The organism is Scandinavium tedordense (genome assembly GCF_024764965.1).
Classification (GTDB): Bacteria; Pseudomonadota; Gammaproteobacteria; order Enterobacterales; family Enterobacteriaceae; genus Scandinavium; species Scandinavium tedordense.
Window position 1 is genome coordinate 131,083 of record NZ_JALIGG010000052.1, and the last position, 20,682, is coordinate 151,764.

Here is a 20,682-nt window from a genome sequence, read left to right on the forward strand (position 1 = left end):
CGCGCGAGGCAGAATTACCGGGCGCGTTCCCGCGCCCCGTCCTTTAGCGAGTGACTTCCACTTTCGCCAGTTTTTCGTAATAGCACGCGATGGCGCTATGGTCGTCGTTGCCGTGGCCATCGGCCCGCAGAGCTTGCATCATTTCCATTACTGCCGCCGTCAGCGGCAGTTGTGCGCCAACGCCGTGGGAAGTATCCAGCGCGTTCGCCAGATCCTTAATATGCAGATCGATACGGAATCCGGGCTTGAAGTTACGGTCCATAACCATCGGGGCTTTGGCGTCTAACACGGTACTGCCCGCCAGGCCACCACGAATCGCCTGATACACCAGGTCAGGGTTCACGCCTGCTTTGGTTGCCAGCGTCAGCGCTTCGGACATCGCGGCGATGTTCAAAGCCACAATCACCTGGTTGGCAAGCTTAGTCACGTTACCCGCGCCGATATCTCCGGTGTGCACCACCGAACCCGCCATCGCTTTCAGCAAATCGTAGTGCCTGTCGAAAATCGCTTTATCGCCGCCGACCATCACCGACAGCGTGCCGTCGATAGCCTTCGGTTCACCGCCGCTGACCGGCGCATCCAGCATCACCACACCTTTAGCCTGCAACGCTTCACTGATTTCACGGCTCGCCAACGGGGCGATAGAACTCATATCAATCAGCACCGTACCCGGTTTAGCGCCATCGATGATGCCGTTTTCGCCCAGCGCGACCTCTTTTACATGCGGCGAGTTCGGCAGCATGGTGATGATAACGTCACACTGCTCGGCGATATCTTTGGCCGAGCTGGCCGCTTCTGCACCTGCGGCAATCACTTCCGCGACCGCCTGAGGATTGTGATCTGACACCACCAGCGAGTAGCCCGCTTTCAGCAGGTTTTTGCTCATCGGTTTGCCCATAATGCCCAGGCCAATAAAGCCCACTTTCATCGTCATCATTTTTTCCTTATCAATTACGGTGGTGATTATTTTTTAAAGGCGTCAGCCAGTTTTTGCGTGGTGGAGCGGAACACGCCGAGGTCGCTGCCGACGGCAACGAACGTCGCGCCCCATTCCAGATAGCGACGGGCATCCGCTTCAACCGGTGCCAGAATGCCGCTCGGTTTACCGTGCGCTTTGGCGCGGGCAAAGATGTGCTGAATGCATTTCTGCACATCAGGATGAGAAGCATTGCCCAAATGGCCGAGCGCGGCGGCGAGGTCACTCGGTCCGACAAAAATGCCGTCCACACCGTCGGTGGCCGCGATGGCATCAACGTTATCGACGCCGGTCTGGCTTTCAATCTGCACCAGAATGGAGATGTTTTTGTTCGACTGAGCGAAGTAGTCCGGCACGGTGCCGAACATATTGGCGCGGTGGGACACCGACACACCGCGAATGCCTTCCGGCGGATAGCGGGTCGAAGCCACCGCACGCACTGCTTCCTCTTGCGTTTCAACAAACGGGATCAGGAAGTTATAGAAACCGATATCCAGCAGGCGCTTAATAATCACCGGATCGTTGGTCGGCACGCGCACCACTGACGCGCTCGGGCTGCCTTTCAGCGCCATCAGCTGCGGAATAAATGTGGAAATATCATTCGGCGCATGTTCGCCGTCCAGTACCAGCCAGTCGAAACCGGCCAGCCCCAGCACTTCGGTGCTGATAGGGTTCGCCAGCGCTGACCAACAGCCAATCTGAATCTGATGGTCAGCCAGCGCGGCCTTGAATTTGTTCGGGAAGTATTCGTTAGTCATCGTTTCACCCTTTGCTTAGTTCTGCAGTTCCATACGTTTAATGTCGCCCACCACAAACAGGTAGCAGACCATTGCCATCAAGGCTGAGCAGCCGACAAACACCAGTGCGGCGTTGAACGAGTGCAGCTCGCTGACCAGATAGCCAATCACCAACGGCGTGACAATCGAGGCGACATTACCGAATACGTTAAATACGCCGCCGCACAGGCCGACAATCTCTTTTGGCGCGGTATCAGAAATGACCGGCCAGCCCAGCGCACCGAACCCTTTGCCGAAAAAGGCCAGCGCCATCAGGGTCACCACCAGCGCGGTATTATCGGTGTAGTTACACAGAATAATCGTCGACGCGAGCAGCATTCCCAGCACAATCGGGACCTTCCGAGCGAAGGTGATCGAGTGCCCGCGTTTGATCAACGCATCAGAAAACACGCCGCCCAGCACGCCACCGGCAAAGCCGCACAGAGCCGGAATGGACGCCACCAGCCCCACCTTCAGAATCGACATGCCTTTGTCCTGCACCAGATAAATGGGGAACCAGGTGAGGAAAAACCACGTAATGGTGTTGATAAAGTATTGCCCAAAGAACACGCCGAGCATCATGCGGTTGGTCAGCAGCTGTTTGATGTAATGCATTTTCGGGCCGGTCGATGCGGCACCCGGTTTTTTGTGGTCCATATCCACCACGGCGCCGCCTTCGGAGATATATTTCAGCTCCTGTTCGCTCATGCGAGGGTGGTCAGTCGGGTTATGAATCAACTTGACCCACAGCGCGGTCAGCACAAATCCGATCATGCCCATCACCGTAAAGACGTGCTCCCAGCCCCAGGAAAAGGTTAGCCAACCCAGCAGTGGAGAGAAAATGGCGAGGGAAAAATACTGCGCCGAGTTAAAAATCGCCGACGCGGTGCCGCGTTCTTTGGTCGGGAACCAGGCCGCGACAATACGGGCGTTGGCCGGGAATGACGGCGCTTCCGAAAAGCCGAGCATAAAGCGCATAAAGAACATCGAAATACCGGCCCAGGCAATTGGGAAGATATCGACCAATCCTTGCATAAAGGTGAACAGTGACCAGAAAAAAAGGCTATAACTGTACACTTTTTTCGAGCCAAACTTATCGAGCAGCCAGCCGCCGGGGATCTGCATCAGCAGGTAAGCCCAGCCAAATGCAGAGAAGATGTAACCCATCGACACCGCACTGAGCTGAAGCTCCTTCGCCACTTCGGTGCCCGCTATCGACAGCGTGGCACGGTCAGCGTAATTCACCGCGGTAACAATAAAGATAATCAGCAGAATTAAATGGCGGGTATTCATTCCTCTTTTAGATTCAACAGCACTGTCCAGCATCATGTTATTATCCTCGGGTACAGGGCATTATCATTCTTATTTTGTAAGATGTTTTAATTCTGCTTTTGTTTTATTAAACGCGGCAGACACAATGAAATTGCCATTCAGTATAAGTAAGCCCCGTGGAATACACATTGTGCAATCTTCCAATATCAACAAGATGACACCAATGGCTTTCAGGCATATGCACAGGAGGATGGGCGCTGCCACACAGTTCCTATGTTCCCTCGCCTTCCTGCGCATAGCCTGACGATAAGAGGTGATCTGCGTCACATTATCAATGTCATACTCCTGACATTCTTTATTCCAGTGACCTTTTTCGCTTTATTTCGCTTCAACATTTTTTGCTGGAGAATACTGGACAATGGCAGAGATCGAAATCCGACAATCACCGCCGCAGGCGTTTTATATAAAAGTGCACGACACCGATAATGTCGCCATTATTGTGAACGATAACGGATTAAAAGCCGGAACACGTTTTGCGGATGGTCTGACGCTGATTGAACATATTCCACAGGGGCACAAAGTCGCACTGGTGGATATTCCTCATCACGGCGAAATCGTGCGCTACGGTGAAGTGATTGGCTATGCGGTACGCGATATTGTGCAAGGCAGCTGGATTGATGAATCCACCGTCGAACTGCCAAAAGCGCCGCCGCTGGAAACCCTGCCGTTGGCGACCCGCGTGCCGGAACCGTTACCGCCGCTGGAAGGCCACACCTTCGAAGGCTATCGCAACGCCGACGGCAGCGTCGGCACCAAAAACCTGCTCGGCATCACCACCAGCGTGCACTGCGTGGCGGGCGTAGTGGATTACGTGGTGAAAATCATCGAACGCGATCTGCTGCCGAAATACCCGAACGTCGACGGCGTTGTTGGCCTCAACCACCTTTACGGCTGCGGCGTGGCGATCAATGCGCCAGCAGCGGTGGTGCCGATTCGCACTATTCACAACCTCGCGCTGAACCCCAACTTTGGCGGCGAAGTGATGGTGGTTGGATTAGGTTGTGAAAAACTCCAGCCCGAACGTTTGCTGCAAGGCACGGAAGATGTGCAGGCCATTCCGGTCGATAGCGCGAGCATCGTGCGTTTGCAGGACGAACATCACGTCGGATTCCGCTCAATGGTCGACGATATTTTGCAGGTCGCCGAACGCCATCTGGTGAAGCTCAACCAGCGCCAGCGCGAAACCTGCCCGGCTTCTGAACTGGTGGTCGGGATGCAGTGCGGCGGCAGCGATGCGTTTTCAGGCGTGACCGCCAACCCGGCGGTGGGCTACGCCTCTGACCTGCTGGTGCGCTGCGGCGCCACGGTAATGTTCTCAGAAGTGACCGAAGTGCGCGATGCCATTCATCTGCTCACGCCGCGCGTTATCAACGAAGAGGTCGGCAAACGCCTGCTGGAAGAGATGGCCTGGTACGATAACTATCTCAATATGGGCAAAACAGACCGCAGCGCTAACCCATCGCCTGGCAATAAAAAAGGCGGTCTGGCAAACGTGGTGGAAAAAGCCCTCGGCTCGATTGCAAAATCCGGCCAGAGCGCGATTGTCGAAGTGCTTTCTCCGGGGCAACGCCCGACCAAACGCGGCCTGATTTACGCCGCCACGCCTGCCAGCGATTTTGTCTGCGGCACGCAGCAGGTGGCGTCCGGGATCACCGTGCAGGTGTTTACCACCGGGCGCGGCACGCCGTACGGTCTGGTGGCGGTACCGGTTATCAAGATGGCTACGCGCACCGAGCTGGCGAACCGCTGGTATGACTTAATGGATATCAATGCTGGAACGATTGCGACAGGCGAAGAGAGCATTGAGGATGTGGGCTGGAAACTGTTCCACTTCATTCTGGACGTCGCCAGCGGGCGTAAAAAAACGTTTTCCGACCAGTGGGGACTGCACAATCAACTGGCGGTGTTTAACCCCGCCCCCGTGACCTGATACCCAAAAAATAGCCCGGCAGTGAACACACCGCCGGGCTTTTTTATCTGCTTATTGCAGCGTGTTGAGGATGGCATTTGCCGCTTTCACCCGCTCGGTATTCGGGTACATTTTGTTGGCCAGCATCACGATGCCGATTTGTTTTTCAGGAATGAACGCCACGTACGCGCCAAAGCCGTTGGTCGACCCGGTTTTATGCACCAGAGAGGCTTTCACCGGCGCAACCGGCGGATCCATCGCCGCCACAGGTGAAGCCGCCAGTGCCACTTTGTTATCGCTGCCGTTAATGACGGTCGCCGCCGCAACCGGCCAGTTCAGCATTTCCCAGCCTAAACCCTGATACATACTGCCGCTGCGCCAATAGCGCGACTGTGCAAGCTCCAGCCCTTTTTGCAGAGTTGGCTGTTTTACCTGATGCGGATTCATGTTGTATTGCACCCAGCTCGCCATGTCTTCGACGGTGGATTTCACGCCGTAGGCTTCGGCATCCAACATCCCCGGCCCGACATGCATGGCTTTGCCGTCACGATAGCCCCAGGCGTAATGGCCTTCTTCACTGGCCGGCACGGTGAGCCAGGTATGTTTGAGATTCAATGGGTGCAGAACGCGCTGGCGCATCGCATCGTTAAACGTCATCCCGGAGGGTTTCACCGCCAGCGCACCAAACAGGCCAATGCTCGAGTTGGCGTACTGACGACGCGTTCCCGGCGCCCAGTCCGGCTGCCAGTTCTGGTAAAACTTCAGCAGCGCGACCTGATTATCAACCTCATCCGGCACCTGCAACGGCAAGCCGCCGGCGGTGTAGGTCGCCAGATCCAGCAAAGTGATGCCTTTCCACTGCTTACCCGTCAATTCTGGCCAGTATTTGCTGGCCGGATCACTCAGCTTCGCTTCCCCGCGCGCCACGATATCGCCGCCCAGTACTCCGGTGAAAGTTTTACTCACGGAGCCCAGCTCAAAAATCGTCTGCGTCGTCACCGGCACCTTTTTCGCGATGTCGGCCACGCCGTAGGTAAAGAAATGCGGTTTGCCCTGATAAATCACCGCTACAGCCATGCCGGGAATGGCCTGCACGTTGATCATCGGTTTAAGCGTTTGATTCACAACCTCTTCTAACTGTTTGTCACTCAATGTTTTTTGCGTGGCAAAGGCAGAAAAGGAGGCGCTCAGAACCAGCGCATAGCAGAGTGTTTTTTTCATCATTGAAATTCTTCCATAAGTAACATGACAGAGGGTCCGGCATATCAGACGCACTCAGTCTGCGGGATTTGACTGTGACGAACAAACGATTAAATTTAGCAGTAGCCTTAAGATTTTCTAACGGAAAACCCATGACACGTAGCTACATCCCGCTAAATTCGTTACGTGCGTTCGAAGCCGCGGCGCGACACCTTAGCTTTACTCACGCTGCCATCGAGCTCAACGTCACCCATTCGGCCATCAGCCAGCAAGTCAAAGCGCTGGAAGAACATTTGAACTGCCCGCTGTTTGTTCGCGTTTCGCGTGGATTACGGCTGACGACGGAAGGCGAAAGCCTGCTGCCGGTGCTAAATGATTCGTTCGATCGCATCGCGGGGATGCTGGACAGGTTCGCCGTTTCCCATGAGCGAGAAAAACTGAAGGTCGGCGTGGTGGGTACGTTTGCCACCGGGTTTCTACTTCCCCGGCTAGAGGATTTCCGGCGCTGTTATCCGTATATCGATTTGCAGTTATCTACGCACAATAACCGGGTCGACCCGGCCGCTGAAGGGCTGGATTACACCATTCGCTACGGCAACGGCGCCTGGCACGGCACCGACGCCACGTTTTTATGTTCGGCCCCGCTGGCGCCGCTGTGCAGCCCCGAACTGGCTGCGGCGCTGCGCACACCGGGCGATATTCTGCAATTCACGCTGCTGCGCTCATATCGACGCGATGAATGGAATTCCTGGTTCGAGGCGGCAGGTGAACAATCGCCTTCGCCCACTCATCGGGTGATGGTCTTTGATTCATCGGTCACGATGCTCGAAGCCGCCCAGGCCGGAATGGGCATCGCCATCGCGCCGGTGAATATGTTTACTCATTTACTCAACAGCGAGCGTATCGTGCAACCGTTTGAATGCGAGATTAATCTCGGCAGTTATTCCCTCACGCGATTGCAGTCCCGACCACAGACCCCGGCGATGGATGATTTCGCCCGCTGGCTGGTGAATCAGAGTGCGTAAGGTTTACGCCTTTACCAGCACCACTTCGATACCAGCCCGCTGCAGTTCTTTGAGACTTTCAGCCGGTACGCCTTCATCGGTAATAACCATATCAATCCGTGGCATATCAATGATTTTATGCAGGCTGGAGCGATTAAACTTAGTGGAGTCGGTCACCACGATTATCCGCTCAGCGACTTCGCACATACTGCGGTTGAGGCGGGCTTCATCTTCATTATGGGTGCTGACGCCACGATCGGTATCGATGGCATCCACGCCGAGGAACAGCATGTCGAAATGGTAATTCTGTAATGACTGCTCGGCCTGGTCGCCATAAAATGACTGTGACTGACGACGCAGATGCCCGCCGGTCATTAAGAGTTCCACCCCTTCGGCTTCCAGTAGCGCATTGGCAACGTTCATCCCGTTGGTCATGACAATCACCTCCGCGTGCTGACGCAGCATGCGCGCGATTTCATAGGTGGTGGTACCGGAGTCGAGAATAATGCGATGGCCTGGTTTTATCAGCTCAACCGCCGCCTGGGCGATACTGCGCTTCACGCCGGTATTGAGCGCGCTTTTATCTTCCACCGACGGCTCATGCGCCGCCCCATTCCCTTCGCAAATCAGTGCCCCACCGTAGGCGCGCACCGCGATGCCCTGCTTTTCGAGAAAAGCCAGATCGTTACGAATCGTCACCGTCGAGACACCATATGCGGCGGATAGGGAGTTCACCTGCACACTTCCTTGCTGTCGCAACCGCTGGATAATCTGCTCACGCCTTTCGCTGGTTCCGCTAATGCGCTTTTCCGCGGACAAATCGCTGCTGCTCATAAGAACTCCTTTAAGAAAAACTTTCGTTTCATTTCGTTTTAACTATTAACGCCTTTCTTTTTCCGGAATGCAAGCCCTGTAAGCCGTGCAGACCGTTACCGTCCTGACGCTGAAACCTTTCATTATGTTTCTTTTGTGAAACAGATCGGAAAACTATTATCTTTCGTTTTATTTTTATAGCAGCATGATGCAGGATTAAGTGAAACAAAACGAAAGATGAATACCATCACCATCCGAAATGGAGAGGAAAGTGAAACATCTGACAGAAATGGTGGAACAGCATAAGCAAGGAAACAGCAACGGAATTTATGCCGTCTGTTCCGCACATCCGCTGGTACTTGAAGCCGCAATCCGTTACGCCCGCACGCAGCAGACGTCACTGTTGATTGAGGCCACTTCAAACCAGGTTGATCAGTTTGGCGGCTACACCGGTATGACGCCGGCGGATTTTCGCGGCTTTGTGTGTCAACTCGCCGACAAGCTCGATTTCCCGCAGTCGCAGCTGATCCTCGGCGGCGATCATCTGGGCCCAAACCGTTGGCAAAATCTCCCGGCCGCAGAGGCAATGCACAACGCCGACGCGCTGATCAAAAGCTACGTTGCGGCGGGCTTTAAAAAGATCCACCTCGATTGCAGTATGTCCTGCGAAGGCGATCCGCTGCCGTTAACCGATGATATTGTGGCCGAGCGCGCTGCGCGCCTGGCAAAAATTGCCGAGGAAACCTGCCGCGAACAGTTTGGTGAATCTGATCTGGTGTACGTAATCGGCACCGAAGTGCCGGTTCCCGGTGGTGCGCACGAAGCCCTGACCGAGCTGGCAGTTACCACGCCCGATGCGGCACGGGCCACGCTCGAAGCCCATCGCCACGCTTTTGAAAAACAGGGTTTGAATGCCATCTGGCCACGCATTATCGCGCTCGTCGTGCAGCCCGGCGTCGAATTCGATCACACGCATATCATCGATTATCAGCCACAAAAAGCCGTGGCGCTGAGCCACATGGTTGAAGCGTTCGACACGCTGGTGTTTGAAGCGCACTCCACCGATTACCAGACCCCACACGCGCTGCGCCAGTTAGTGAAAGATCACTTCGCTATCCTGAAAGTCGGCCCGGCGCTGACCTTTGCCCTGCGGGAAGCCCTATTCTCACTGGCCGCGATTGAAGAAGAACTGCTGCCTGCAAAAGCCTGCTCGGACCTGCGTCACGTGCTGGAAAACGTCATGCTCGACCATCCAGAATACTGGCAAAACCACTATCACGGCGACGGCAACACCCGTCGGCTGGCGCGCGGTTACAGTTATTCAGACCGGGTGCGCTACTACTGGCCGGACAGTCAGATTGATGACGCGTTTGCACGGCTGGTGCGCAATCTGGCCGACGAGCCCATTCCGCTGCCGCTCATCAGCCAGTACCTGCCTTTGCAGTATGTAAAAGTCCGCGAAGCCGGTCTCAGTGCGACCCCACGCGAACTCATCATTGACCATATCCAGGACATACTGCAGCAGTACCACGCGGCCTGTCAGGGCGGAAACGCCCAGAACGCATAACAAAAAAGAGGAAAACACTATGCCAAACATTGTGTTGAGTCGTATCGACGAGCGCCTGATTCACGGACAGGTCGGCGTTCAGTGGGTCGGATTTGCGGGGGCAAATCTGGTGCTGGTGGCGAACGATGAGGTGGCTGAGGATCCGGTTCAGCAAAACCTGATGGAGATGGTCCTGGCGGAAGGTATCTCCGTTCGCTTCTGGTCGCTGCAAAAAGTCATCGACAACATTCACCGCGCCGCAGACCGTCAGAAGATTTTGCTGGTCTGCAAGTCACCTGCCGATTTTCTGAAGCTGATCGAAGGCGGCGTCCCGGTGACGCGTATCAACGTAGGAAACATGCACTACGCCAATGGCAAACAGCAAATTGCCAAAACGGTCTCCGTCGACGCCAACGACATCACCGCCTTCAGCGGCCTGAAAGCTGCTGGAGTAGCGTGTTTTGTACAGGGCGTGCCGACTGAACCCGCTTTGGATCTCTTTAAACTGCTCTGAGGGATTCACAATGGAAATCAGTCTTCTACAGGCTTTTGCGTTGGGCATTCTGGCCTTTATCGCAGGCCTGGATATGTTCAACGGGTTAACGCACATGCACCGCCCGGTGGTGCTTGGGCCGCTGGTCGGTTTGATTCTGGGCGATTTACACACCGGTATTTTGACCGGCGGTACGCTGGAACTGGTGTGGATGGGCCTCGCCCCGCTGGCCGGTGCTCAGCCGCCAAACGTGATTATCGGGACCATCGTCGGTACCGCGTTTGCCATTTCGACCGGCGTGAAACCTGAGGTTGCCGTGGGCGTCGCCGTGCCGTTTGCGGTTGCCGTGCAAATGGGGATAACGTTCCTGTTCTCGGTAATGTCCGGCGTCATGTCTCGGTGCGATCGCATGGCGGCCAACGCCGATACCCAGGGTATTGAGCGGATTAACTATCTGGCGCTGCTGGCGCTCGGTATCTTCTATTTTCTCTGCGCGTTCCTGCCGATTTACTTCGGGGCCGAGCACGCCAAAACCGCCATTGACGTGCTGCCGACCCGCCTGATTGATGGCCTCGGCGTTGCAGGCGGCATCATGCCCGCGATTGGTTTCGCCGTGCTGCTAAAAATCATGATGAAGAACGTCTACATCCCATATTTCATCATCGGCTTTGTGGCGGCGGCCTGGCTGAAATTACCGGTGCTGGCGATTGCCGCTGCGGCGCTGGCGATGGCGCTTATCGATCTGCTGCGTAAATCTCCTGAACCGGCTGCCCCGGCAGCACAGAAAGAGGAATTCGAAGATGACATCTAATCAAACCACACTGCCGGGCGTCGTCGAAACCGAAGAGACGCTGCTCACGGGCGTGAATGAAAATATCTATGAAGATCAGAAACTCGGCGTGGAGCTGACCAAAAAAGACATCAACCGCGTAGCCTGGCGTTCGATGCTGCTGCAGGCCTCGTTTAACTACGAGCGTATGCAGGCTTCCGGTTGGCTGTACGGTCTGCTGCCTGCTCTGAAAAAAATCCACACTAACCCGCGTGACCTGGCGCGAGCCATGAAAGGTCATATGGGATTCTTCAATACCCATCCTTTCCTGGTGACGTTTGTTATCGGCATCATCCTGGCGATGGAACGCTCTAAGCAGGATGTAAACAGCATTCAGAGCACCAAAATTGCCGTTGGCGCACCGCTCGGTGGCATTGGTGATGCGATGTTCTGGCTGACGCTGCTGCCGATTTGCGGTGGCATCGGGGCAAGTCTCGCCCTGCAAGGATCGATTCTCGGCGCAGTGGTATTCCTGGTGCTGTTTAACGTGGTGCATCTCGGCCTGCGTTTTGGTCTGGCGCATTATGCCTACCGGATGGGCGTGGCGGCGATTCCGCTGATTAAGGCCAATACCAAAAAAGTGGGGCACGCGGCATCGATTGTCGGGATGACGGTGATTGGCGCGCTAGTGGCCACCTACGTTCGTCTGAATACAACCCTGGAAATCACCGCCGGTGATGCGGTGGTAAAGCTGCAAACTGACGTTATCGATAAGCTGATGCCTGCGTTTCTGCCGCTGGTTTACACCCTGTGCATGTTCTGGCTGGTGCGTCGTGGCTGGAGTCCGCTGCGTCTGATTGGTATCACCGTCGTGCTTGGCGTCGTCGGTAAATTCTGTCACTTCCTGTAACGGTAAAGAGGTATTGCGATGCTGGGTATTATTTTGACGGGCCACGGCGGTTTTGCCAGCGGAATGGAAAAAGCGATGACGCAAATCCTTGGCGAGCAGTCACAGTTTATTGCCATCGATTTTCCGGAGACGTCCTCCACCGCCCTGCTCACGTCACAGCTTGAGCTGGCGGTGAACACGCTGGACAGCCAGCAGGAGATAGTGTTTCTGACGGACCTGCTGGGCGGGACGCCGTTTCGAGTCGCCTCAACGCTGGCGATGCAAAAGCCTGGCCGCGAGGTGATTACTGGCACCAATTTGCAGCTGCTGCTGGAAATGGTGCTGGAGCGAGAAGGCTTAGACAGCGAGACGTTCCGCGTGCAGGCGCTGGAGTGCGGGCACCGCGGGCTGACCAGTCTTGTTGATGAGCTGGGGCGCTGTCGCGAGGAAAAGCCCGTTGAGGAAGGAATATGACGCAGATACTGCGCGCCAGACGCCTTCTGAGCGAGTGGGGCTGGCTGGACGATCATCAGCTTCTGCTTGAAAACGGCATCATCACCGCCATCGAGCCTATTCCTGCAGGCGTGATGGCGCGTGATGCAGAACTGCTGTGCCCGGCCTATATCGATACCCACGTTCACGGCGGCGCAGGAGTTGATGTGATGGACGACGCGCCGGACACCCTCGACCGGCTGGCGATGTATAAAGCGCGTGAAGGCGTAGGCGGCTTTTTACCGACGACCGTGACGGCGCCTGTAAAGACGATTCACGGTGCGCTTGAGCGAATAGCACAGCGTTATGAATCAGGCGGCCGGGGCGCGCAGGTGCTCGGCAGCTATCTCGAGGAGCCCTATTTCACGCCGCAGAATAAAGGCGCACATCCGCCTGAACTGTTCCGCGAATTGACGCTAACGGAACTCGATGGGCTGATTGCCGTCTCACGGCACACGCTTCGCGTGGTAGCGCTGGCTCCAGAAAAACCGGATGCGCTGTTAGCCATCCGCCACCTGAAACAACACGGCGTCAAAGTCATGTTAGGCCATAGCGCAGCCACGTATGGCCAGACCCGTGCGGCATTTGACGCAGGTGCTGATGGGCTGGTGCATTGCTTTAACGGTATGACGGGTCTGCATCATCGGGAGCCCGGCATGGTGGGAGCCGGATTAACCGATCCCCGTGCGTGGCTGGAGCTCATCGCCGATGGGCATCACGTACATCCGGCGGCGCTGCGGCTGTGCAGCTGTTGCGCTCGCGATCGGGTGGTGCTGATTACCGATGCCATGCAGGCCGCCGGGATGCCGGACGGACGCTATTCGCTGTGTGGTGAAGACGTGGAAATGCACGACGGAATTGTGCGAACCGCGTCGGGCGGTCTGGCAGGTAGTACACTTTCACTGGATGCCGCCGTGCGAAACATGGTTGAACGGGCCGGTGTTGCGCCGGAGGATGCAATCCATATGGCATCGCTCCATCCCGCACGCCTGCTGGGAATTGACCACCAGCTTGGCTCGCTAAAGCCAGGCAAACGGGCCAATGTTATTGCGCTCAATGCCGGGCTTCATGTGCAACAAATCTGGATTCAGGGTCTGGCTCTCCCCCTATAGACCTTACACTGTGTGTCCCTTTGGCCCGCGTGCGCTCCTCGCCCGGGCCTTTCTTTTCCTTTCCTTCGTTTTTTCCCCTTTTTGACATCCACAAATATATACATTCAATTTCAATATGTTACCCATCCCATATCGTTTTCGATCACAGTTTTCGTTTTATTTCACTTTCTTTCATTGAAGTTTCAATTTCTTTTCTATAGATTTTATTTAACGGCTTATGTGAGCAAGTGAAACGAAACGAAAGATAACGGCAAATCGCCCGCTTCCGATGTGGAATTCACATGACTAAGGAATGAGTTATGCCAGAAACCTACACCTCTCCCGCGACTGCCACAGGCACCTGGACAGAATCAGAGATCCGTCAGCAGCCTGCCAGTTGGATCCGCTCCCTCACGCATATCGACAAGATCCGATCTCAGCTCGACAACTTCCTCGCTCCGCTACTGCGTAAAAAAGATCTGCGGATAGTCCTGACCGGTGCCGGCACCTCGGCGTTTATCGGCGACATCATCGCGCCATGGCTGTCACGCCACACCGGGCAAAACATCAGCGCGGTTCCGACCACTGACCTGGTCTCTAACCCAATGGACTACCTGAGCGCGGCCAACCCGCTGCTGCTGGTTTCTTTTGCCCGTTCCGGCAACAGCCCGGAAAGCGTGGCCGCCGTCGAACTGGCGAACCAGTTTGTGCCGGAGTGCTATCACCTTTCGATTACCTGTAACGAAGCCGGAAGCCTGTATCAGAACGCACTCGACAGCGATAACGCCTTCGCGCTACTGATGCCTGCCGAAACCCACGATCGCGGCTTCGCGATGACCAGTAGCATCACCACCATGATGGCCAGCTGTCTGGCGGTGTTCGCCCCGGAAACCATCAATAGCGAGACGTTCCGCGATGTGGCACAACGCTGCGAGGCCATTATCAGCTCGCTCGGCGATTTCAATCACGGCGTGTTTGGTCAGGAAACCTGGAAACGCATTGTGTATCTCGGTAGCGGTGGCTTGCAGGGTGCCGCGCGTGAATCCGCCCTGAAAGTGCTGGAGCTGACCGCCGGAAAAATGGTGGCTTTTTATGACTCGCCAACCGGTTTTCGTCACGGTCCAAAATCGCTGGTCGATGGCGAAACACTGGTGGTGGTGTTTATCTCCAGCCACCCATATACCCGCCAGTACGATCTCGATTTGCTCAACGAGCTGCGCCGCGATCGTCAGGCCAACCGAGTCGTGGCCATTACCGCGCAAATGGATCCGGTTATCGAAGCAGGCCCACACATTCTTCTTCCTCCTTCTCGTCACTTCATCGACATGGAGCTGGTGTTCTGCTTCCTGATGTACGCGCAGGTGTTTGCCCTCACGCAGTCCATCAGCGTCGGCAATACCCCGGATACCCCGTCTGCCAACGGCACGGTCAATCGCGTGGTACAGGGCGTCGTCATTCATCCATGGATTGCTTAAGAGGATCGCAGCATGAGCATTATCTCAACCAAATATCTCCTGCAGGATGCACAGGCCAAAGGCTACGCGGTTCCGGCGTTCAATATTCATAACGCCGAAACTATTCAGGCGATCCTCGACGTATGCAGTGAACTGCGATCGCCGGTGATCCTCGCCGGCACGCCAGGCACGTTTAAACATATCGCACTGGAAGAGATCTTCGCGCTGTGCAACGCCTACTCCACCAGCTACGACATGCCGCTGGCGTTGCACCTCGATCACCATGAATCACTCGATGACATCCGTCGCAAAGTGAACGCGGGCGTGCGTAGCGCGATGATCGATGGCAGCCATTTCCCGTTTGAGCAGAACGTCAAACTGGTGAAATCCGTAGTCGATTTCTGCCATCAGAATGATTGCAGCGTAGAAGCCGAGCTGGGTCGCCTCGGCGGTATGGAAGACGACATGAGTGTCGACGCCGAAAGCGCGTTTTTGACTGACCCGCAGGAAGCGAAGCGTTTCGTGGAGCTGACCGGCGTCGACAGCCTGGCGGTCGCCATCGGTACCGCGCACGGACTTTATACCCATCGCCCTAAAATCGACTTCAAGCGATTAGCAGAAATTCGCGAAGTGGTGGATATCCCGTTGGTGCTGCACGGCGCGAGTGATGTGCCTGATGAATATGTCCGTCGCACCATCGAACTTGGCGTGTGCAAAGTGAACGTCGCAACCGAGCTGAAAATCGCGTTTGCGGCTGCCGTCAAAGAGTGGTTCGCCGAAAACCCAGAAGGCAACGATCCGCGTTACTACATGCGGGTCGGCATGGATGCGATGAAAGAAATCGTCAGAAATAAAATCGCCGTTTGCGGTTCGGCCAACCGCCTTTTGCTTCCCGTAGAAGCCTGATTACCGTTATTCGCTGTTCGACTCATCTAAAAAAACAATAAGCCTCGCAACTATGAAGGAGCGTCCTTAATCCAGGGCGCTCCTTCCATTAAAATGAGCAATTCCGAGGAGTCCCCTACATGACACAGGAAAAGTCGTTCAAATCTAAAGCGTGGGAGTTCTTTCAAAGCCTGGGAAAGACCTTCATGTTCCCGGTCTCACTGCTGGCCTTTATGGGCCTGTTACTGGGTATCGGTAGCTCGGTTACCAGTCCGTCAACGATCAAAAGCTTTCCCTTTTTGGGCGGGGAACTGACCCAGTTAACCTTTGGTTTTATCGCCATGGTCGGCGGGTTTGCGTTCTCCTATTTGCCGCTGATGTTCGCGATGGCGATTCCGATGGGCCTCGCCACGCGTAACAAAGCGGTGGGCGCATTTGCTGGTTTTGTCGGCTACATGCTGATGAACATGAGCATCAATTATTATCTGACGGTCACCCACCAGCTTGCCGACGCCGCCACCATGAAACAGGTCGGTCAGTCGATCGTATTAGGTATTCAAACGCTGGAGATGGGTGTGCTCGGCGGCATCGTTGTCGGCGTGATTACGTATTTCCTGCATGAACGCTTTCAGGACACCGTCCTGCACGACGCTTTCGCCTTCTTTGGCGGTATCCGCTTTGTGCCAATCATTACCGCGCTGACGATGTCGCTGGTCGGTCTTTTTATCCCGTTGTTATGGGAATACGTGGCGCTGGGAATTGCCGGTATCGGGCACATCATTCAGAGCACCAGCGTCTTTGGGCCGTTCCTGTACGGCGTGGGCGTGCTGCTGCTTAAACCGTTTGGCCTGCACCATATTCTGCTGGCGATGGTGCGTTTTACCCCAGCCGGGGGAATGGAAATGGTCAACGGGCAGGAAGTTGCAGGCGCGCTGAATATTTTCTACGCCGAGCTGAAAGCGGGCCTGCCGTTTAGCCCGCACGTTACGGCGTTCCTGTCGCAAGGCTTTATGCCGACCTTTATCTTCGGCTTGCCTGCGGTGGCGTACGCTATTTACCGCACCGCGCGCCCGGAAAACCGGCCGGTGATTAAAGGACTTCTGCTTTCCGGAGTGCTGGTTTCGGTGGTCACCGGGATTTCTGAACCGATCGAATTCCTGTTCCTGTTTATCGCCCCTGTGCTGTATGCGTTCCATATCGTGATGTCTGGCCTGGCGCTGATGGTCATGGCGCTGCTCGGCGTCACCATCGGCAACACCGACGGCGGCATTCTTGACTTGCTGATTTTCGGCGTAATGCAAGGGACGTCCACCAAGTGGTATCTGTTGTTCCCGGTCGGGATCGCGTGGTTCGCCATCTACTTCTTCGTCTTCCGCTGGTACATCCTCAAGCACGATATCAAAACGCCTGGGCGTGAAGAAGACACAGAAGGCGCGGCGCTTGCCGTGAAAGCCAATACCCGGGCGCGTGGCAAATCCAAATACGATCATGGGCTGATCCTCGACGCACTCGGCGGAAAAGAGAATATCGACTCACTCGATAACTGTATTACCCGCCTGCGTCTGGTGGTGAAAGACATGAGCAAAGTTGACCAGCAAACGCTGAAGAACGCCGGAGCGTTATCGGTTGTGGTACTGGATGCGCACAGCGTACAGGTGATTATCGGGCCGCAGGTTCAGGGCGTAAAAACGGGCATTGAAGCCTTAATTTAACAGGGGATTAGCGTGTTTGATTTTGACAAAATTATTGAACGTAAAAGCGATAAATGCCGCAAGTGGGATCACGCCTTCGTTTGCTCGCGTTTCCCCGGCGTGCCCGAGGAGTTCGTCCCGCTGTGGATTGCTGATATGGATTTCACCTCGCCCCCGGTGGTGATTGAAGGATTTCAGCGCATCGTTTCGCACGGTACGTTCGGCTACACCTGGTGCTTCGACGAGTTTTACGAGGCGGTCATTGGCTTTCAGCGTGAAAGGCACCAGGTCAAGGTCGATGCATCGTGGATAACACTGACCTACGGCACCGTCTCCACGCTGCATTACACGGTGCAGGCTTTCTGCCAGCCGGGTGACAGCGTGATGATGAACACGCCGGTCTACGATCCGTTTGCCATGGCGACTGAGCGGCAGGGCGTTCGCGTTCTCGCGAATCCGCTACGTGTTCAGGACAATCGCTATCACCTTGATTTTGATCTGGTTGAACATCAGCTGAAAACCCATCGGCCTAAGCTGTGGTTCTTCTGCTCACCGCATAATCCGTCCGGGCGCATCTGGCGCGCAGAGGACATTCGTCAGGTCTCTGATTTATGCCAGTGCTACGGCGTGATTCTGGTGGTCGATGAAGTTCACGCCGAGCACATTCTGGACGGCACGTTTGTTAGCTGTCTGTCGCCGGGCTGTGCCGCGCAGGATAACCTGATCCTTCTGACCTCGCCGAACAAAGCCTTCAATCTCGGCGGCCTGAAAACCTCTTACTCCATTATCCCTGACGCTACGCTGCGCCAGCGGTTCCGTCAGCAGCTGGAGAAGAACTCCATCACTTCACCGAATATGTTCGGTGTTTGGGGAATCATTCTCGCCTACCAGCAAGGGCTACCGTGGCTGGATGAACTGAACGGTTATCTGCGTGGCAACGCGCGCTATCTGGCAGATGCGATATCCACCCACTTCCCGCACTGGAAAATGATGAATCCGGAATCGTCGTATCTGGCGTGGATTGACGTCAGCGCCGACGCGCGCAGCGCCACCGAATTAACCGCCCATTTTGCGCAACATGCAGGCGTGGTAATTGAAGACGGCAGCCATTACGTCCAGGACGGGCAGAACTACATGCGTATTAACTTCGGTACCCAGCGTTACTGGCTGGAGCAGGCCATCGAAAAAATGTGCGCTTCATATCGTAATTAAAGGAGAGAGTAAAAATGAGTACACCCAATATTTTACTGACCCGAATAGATAATCGCCTGGTGCATGGTCAGGTGGGCGTGACCTGGACTTCAACGATCGGCGCTAATTTGCTGATCGTGGTTGATGATGATGTCGCTAAAGACGAGTTACAGCAGAAACTGATGGGGATCACCGCCGAGACCTACGGTTTTGGGATCCGCTTTTTCTCGATAGCCAAAACCATCGATATCATCAGTAAAGCGGCCCCGCATCAGAAGATCTTCCTCATTTGCCGCACGCCCGACACGGTACGAAAACTGCTGGAAGGCGGCGTACCGCTGAAAGACGTCAACGTCGGCAACATGCATTTCTCGGAAGGGAAAAAACAGATCAGCAGCAAAGTCTATGTCGACGAAAAGGATCTGGCCGATCTTCGCTTTATTAAACATCAGGGTATCAATATTTTTATTCAGGATGTGCCGGGAGATACCAAAGAAAATATTAACGACTAACGGACTGTCTCTGTATTAAAGCAATAAACATAAAAATCACGAGGCGATAAAATGCATGAAATCACGCTCATTCAAGGGCTGTCACTTGCCGCCCTTGTCTTTGTATTGGGAATTGATTTTTGGCTGGAAGCTCTGTTTTTATTTCGTCCCATTATTGTTTGTACCCTGACTGGGGCAATTTTGGGGGATATTCATATTGGGTTAATTACAGGCGGATTAACTGAACTCGCCTTTGCCGGGCTCACGCCCGCCGGAGGTGTGCAACCGCCGAACCCAATTATGGCGGGGGTGATGACGACCGTTATTGCCTGGTCGACGGGAGTTGATGCCAAAACGGCAATTGGCCTTGGTCTACCGTTCAGTTTGCTGATGCAGTACGTCATTCTGTTTTTCTATTCTGCATTTTCACTGTTCATGAGCAAAGCGGATAAATACGCAAAAGAAACGAATACCGCCGCTTTTGCTCGCCTGAACTGGACGACCACGCTAATTGTCGCCTGTTCGTATGCGGTCATTGCTTTCCTCTGTACCTACCTCGCGCAAGGCGCAATGCAGGCGCTGGTAAAATCCATGCCGGCCTGGCTGACACACGGATTTGAAGTCGCGGGTGGGATCCTGCCAGCGGTCGGTTTTGGCTTATTGCTGCGGGTGATGTTCAAGGCTCAGTACATTCCGTACCTGATCGCCGGGTTCCTGTTTGTTTGTTATATCCAGGTCAATAACCTCCTGCCCGTCGCCGTGCTTGGCGCAGGCTTTGCCGTCTACGAGTTTTTCAACGCGAAAGCAAAAGCCGCAGCGCAACCGCAGGCCGACACGCACAAAAATGATGAAGAGGATTACAGCAATGGGATCTGAAATCAGTAAAAAAGACATCACCCGTCTGGGGTTTCGTTCATCGCTCCTGCAGGCCAGTTTTAACTATGAACGTATGCAGGCGGGCGGTTTTACCTGGGCGATGCTGCCGTTACTCAAGAAAATCTATAAGAATGATAAGCCCGGCCTGAGCGCCGCAATGAAAGATAATCTGGAGTTTATTAATACCCATCCAAATTTGGTGGGATTCCTGATGGGCTTGTTAATCTCCATGGAGGAGAAAGGCGAAGACCGCAGCACCATTAAAGGGCTGAAGGTGGCACTGTTTGGCCCTATTGCGGGCATCGGCGACGCTATATTCTGGTTCACCTTATTGCCGATAATGGCGGGTATTTGCTCTTCATTTGCCAGTCAAGGGAATTTGCTCGGCCCTATTTTATTCTTTGCGGTTTATCTCGCCATATTCTTTTTACGTGTTGGCTGGACACATATTGGTTATTCCGTTGGGGTGAAAGCGATAGATAAAGTCCGAGAAAATTCACAGATGATTGCCCGCTCCGCAACCATTCTCGGGATAACGGTTATTGGTGGCCTGATTGCTTCGTATGTCCATATTAATGTGGTGACAACCTTCGCGATTGACGCCACCCATAAGGTCGCGCTGCAACAAGATTTCTTTGATAAGGTCTTCCCCAATATTCTGCCAAGGCTTACACCCTGTTGATGTATTACCTGCTACGCGCGAAAAAAGCGCATCCGGTGCTGTTAATTGGCGTGACCTTCGTCCTGGCTATAGCCGGGTCAGCGCTGGGCATTCTGTAACTAAAAGAAGAACCTATTGGCCTT

Annotated in this window: 19 protein-coding genes and 1 pseudogene; 15 read left to right on the plus strand and 5 right to left on the minus strand. The window is 54.7% G+C overall.

Annotation, left to right across the window (positions count from 1 at the left end; translation table 11 throughout):
* Window positions 1-43: 43 nt before the first annotated feature.
* From garR to MUU46_RS06985, 3 genes are read right to left on the minus strand one after another with little or no spacing between them, the layout of a single operon-like run.
* On the minus strand, window positions 44-934 hold the full coding sequence (gene garR, locus MUU46_RS06975) for a 2-hydroxy-3-oxopropionate reductase (protein ID WP_159760375.1): 891 nt from the start codon (window positions 932-934) through the stop codon (window positions 44-46).
* Between the two features lie 29 nt (window positions 935-963).
* Window positions 964-1,734: a 2-dehydro-3-deoxyglucarate aldolase gene (gene garL, locus MUU46_RS06980; protein ID WP_258965173.1), complete on the minus strand. Its 771-nt coding sequence runs from the start codon at window positions 1,732-1,734 to the stop codon at window positions 964-966.
* A 15-nt stretch (window positions 1,735-1,749) separates the two neighbouring features.
* Entirely contained in the window at window positions 1,750-3,081 is a 1,332-nt protein-coding gene (locus tag MUU46_RS06985) for an MFS transporter (protein WP_258965174.1), read from the minus strand.
* A gap of 361 nt (window positions 3,082-3,442) precedes the next feature.
* Between MUU46_RS06985 and garD the strand changes: the two genes are divergently transcribed.
* Window positions 3,443-5,014 (plus strand): galactarate dehydratase, encoded by a 1,572-nt coding sequence (gene garD / locus MUU46_RS06990; protein WP_258965175.1) that lies wholly within the window; start codon window positions 3,443-3,445, stop codon window positions 5,012-5,014.
* 51 nt (window positions 5,015-5,065) lie between these two features.
* On the opposite strand, the gene blaBUT is transcribed toward garD, so the two are convergent.
* Entirely contained in the window at window positions 5,066-6,217 is a 1,152-nt protein-coding gene (gene blaBUT, locus MUU46_RS06995) for a BUT family class C beta-lactamase (protein WP_258965176.1), read from the minus strand.
* 128 nt (window positions 6,218-6,345) lie between these two features.
* Here blaBUT and ampR point away from each other — a divergent pair, with 128 nt between their 5' ends.
* Window positions 6,346-7,218 (plus strand): LysR family transcriptional regulator AmpR, encoded by an 873-nt coding sequence (gene ampR / locus MUU46_RS07000; protein ID WP_258965177.1) that lies wholly within the window; start codon window positions 6,346-6,348, stop codon window positions 7,216-7,218.
* Window positions 7,219-7,221: 3 nt separating this feature from the next.
* Here ampR and MUU46_RS07005 read toward each other — a convergent pair whose 3' ends face one another.
* A complete protein-coding gene (locus MUU46_RS07005; protein ID WP_258965178.1) occupies window positions 7,222-8,031 on the minus strand; it encodes a DeoR family transcriptional regulator in 810 nt (269 codons plus the stop codon).
* Window positions 8,032-8,269: 238 nt separating this feature from the next.
* Here MUU46_RS07005 and kbaZ point away from each other — a divergent pair, with 238 nt between their 5' ends.
* The 13 genes and pseudogenes from kbaZ to agaD all read left to right on the plus strand — a co-directional run bounded on the left by kbaZ (window position 8,270) and on the right by agaD (window position 20,658).
* Complete coding sequence (gene kbaZ / locus MUU46_RS07010) at window positions 8,270-9,577, plus strand: tagatose-bisphosphate aldolase subunit KbaZ (RefSeq protein ID WP_258965179.1); 1,308 nt, start codon at window positions 8,270-8,272, stop codon at window positions 9,575-9,577.
* Between the two features lie 19 nt (window positions 9,578-9,596).
* Window positions 9,597-10,070, plus strand: coding sequence for a PTS N-acetylgalactosamine transporter subunit IIB (agaV, locus tag MUU46_RS07015; RefSeq protein WP_258965180.1), 474 nt, complete (start codon window positions 9,597-9,599; stop codon window positions 10,068-10,070).
* A gap of 10 nt (window positions 10,071-10,080) precedes the next feature.
* Window positions 10,081-10,860, plus strand: a complete 780-nt coding sequence (gene agaW / locus MUU46_RS07020; RefSeq protein ID WP_258965181.1) for a PTS N-acetylgalactosamine transporter subunit IIC — start codon at window positions 10,081-10,083, stop codon at window positions 10,858-10,860.
* Window positions 10,850-11,728 carry a PTS N-acetylgalactosamine transporter subunit IID gene (gene agaE, locus MUU46_RS07025; protein WP_258965182.1) on the plus strand — a complete coding sequence of 293 codons (879 nt, stop codon included), beginning with the start codon at window positions 10,850-10,852 and terminating at the stop codon, window positions 11,726-11,728. The genes agaW and agaE overlap by 11 nt, the downstream gene beginning before the upstream one ends.
* An 18-nt stretch (window positions 11,729-11,746) precedes the next feature.
* Window positions 11,747-12,181 carry a PTS galactosamine/N-acetylgalactosamine transporter subunit IIA gene (gene agaF, locus MUU46_RS07030; protein WP_258965183.1) on the plus strand — a complete coding sequence of 145 codons (435 nt, stop codon included), beginning with the start codon at window positions 11,747-11,749 and terminating at the stop codon, window positions 12,179-12,181.
* A complete protein-coding gene (gene nagA, locus MUU46_RS07035; protein WP_258965184.1) occupies window positions 12,178-13,311 on the plus strand; it encodes an N-acetylglucosamine-6-phosphate deacetylase in 1,134 nt (377 codons plus the stop codon). Before agaF ends, nagA begins: the two co-directional genes overlap by 4 nt.
* Window positions 13,312-13,610: 299 nt before the next feature.
* Window positions 13,611-14,765 (plus strand): SIS domain-containing protein, encoded by a 1,155-nt coding sequence (locus MUU46_RS07040; protein ID WP_258965185.1) that lies wholly within the window; start codon window positions 13,611-13,613, stop codon window positions 14,763-14,765.
* A 12-nt stretch (window positions 14,766-14,777) separates the two neighbouring features.
* On the plus strand, window positions 14,778-15,650 hold the full coding sequence (kbaY, locus tag MUU46_RS07045; protein ID WP_258965186.1) for a tagatose-bisphosphate aldolase subunit KbaY: 873 nt from the start codon (window positions 14,778-14,780) through the stop codon (window positions 15,648-15,650).
* A 119-nt stretch (window positions 15,651-15,769) separates the two neighbouring features.
* On the plus strand, window positions 15,770-17,341 hold the full coding sequence (malX, locus tag MUU46_RS07050; RefSeq protein WP_258965187.1) for a maltose/glucose-specific PTS transporter subunit IIBC: 1,572 nt from the start codon (window positions 15,770-15,772) through the stop codon (window positions 17,339-17,341).
* Window positions 17,342-17,353: 12 nt separating this feature from the next.
* Complete coding sequence (locus tag MUU46_RS07055; RefSeq protein ID WP_258965188.1) at window positions 17,354-18,532, plus strand: MalY/PatB family protein; 1,179 nt, start codon at window positions 17,354-17,356, stop codon at window positions 18,530-18,532.
* Window positions 18,533-18,546: 14 nt separating this feature from the next.
* Complete coding sequence (agaB, locus tag MUU46_RS07060; RefSeq protein ID WP_258965189.1) at window positions 18,547-19,023, plus strand: PTS galactosamine transporter subunit IIB; 477 nt, start codon at window positions 18,547-18,549, stop codon at window positions 19,021-19,023.
* Window positions 19,024-19,074: 51 nt separating this feature from the next.
* Window positions 19,075-19,878 carry a PTS galactosamine transporter subunit IIC gene (agaC, locus tag MUU46_RS07065; RefSeq protein ID WP_258965190.1) on the plus strand — a complete coding sequence of 268 codons (804 nt, stop codon included), beginning with the start codon at window positions 19,075-19,077 and terminating at the stop codon, window positions 19,876-19,878.
* Window positions 19,868-20,658, plus strand: a pseudogene (gene agaD, locus MUU46_RS07070) (PTS galactosamine transporter subunit IID). Before agaC ends, agaD begins: the two are co-directional and overlap by 11 nt.
* Window positions 20,659-20,682: the final 24 nt, after the last annotated feature.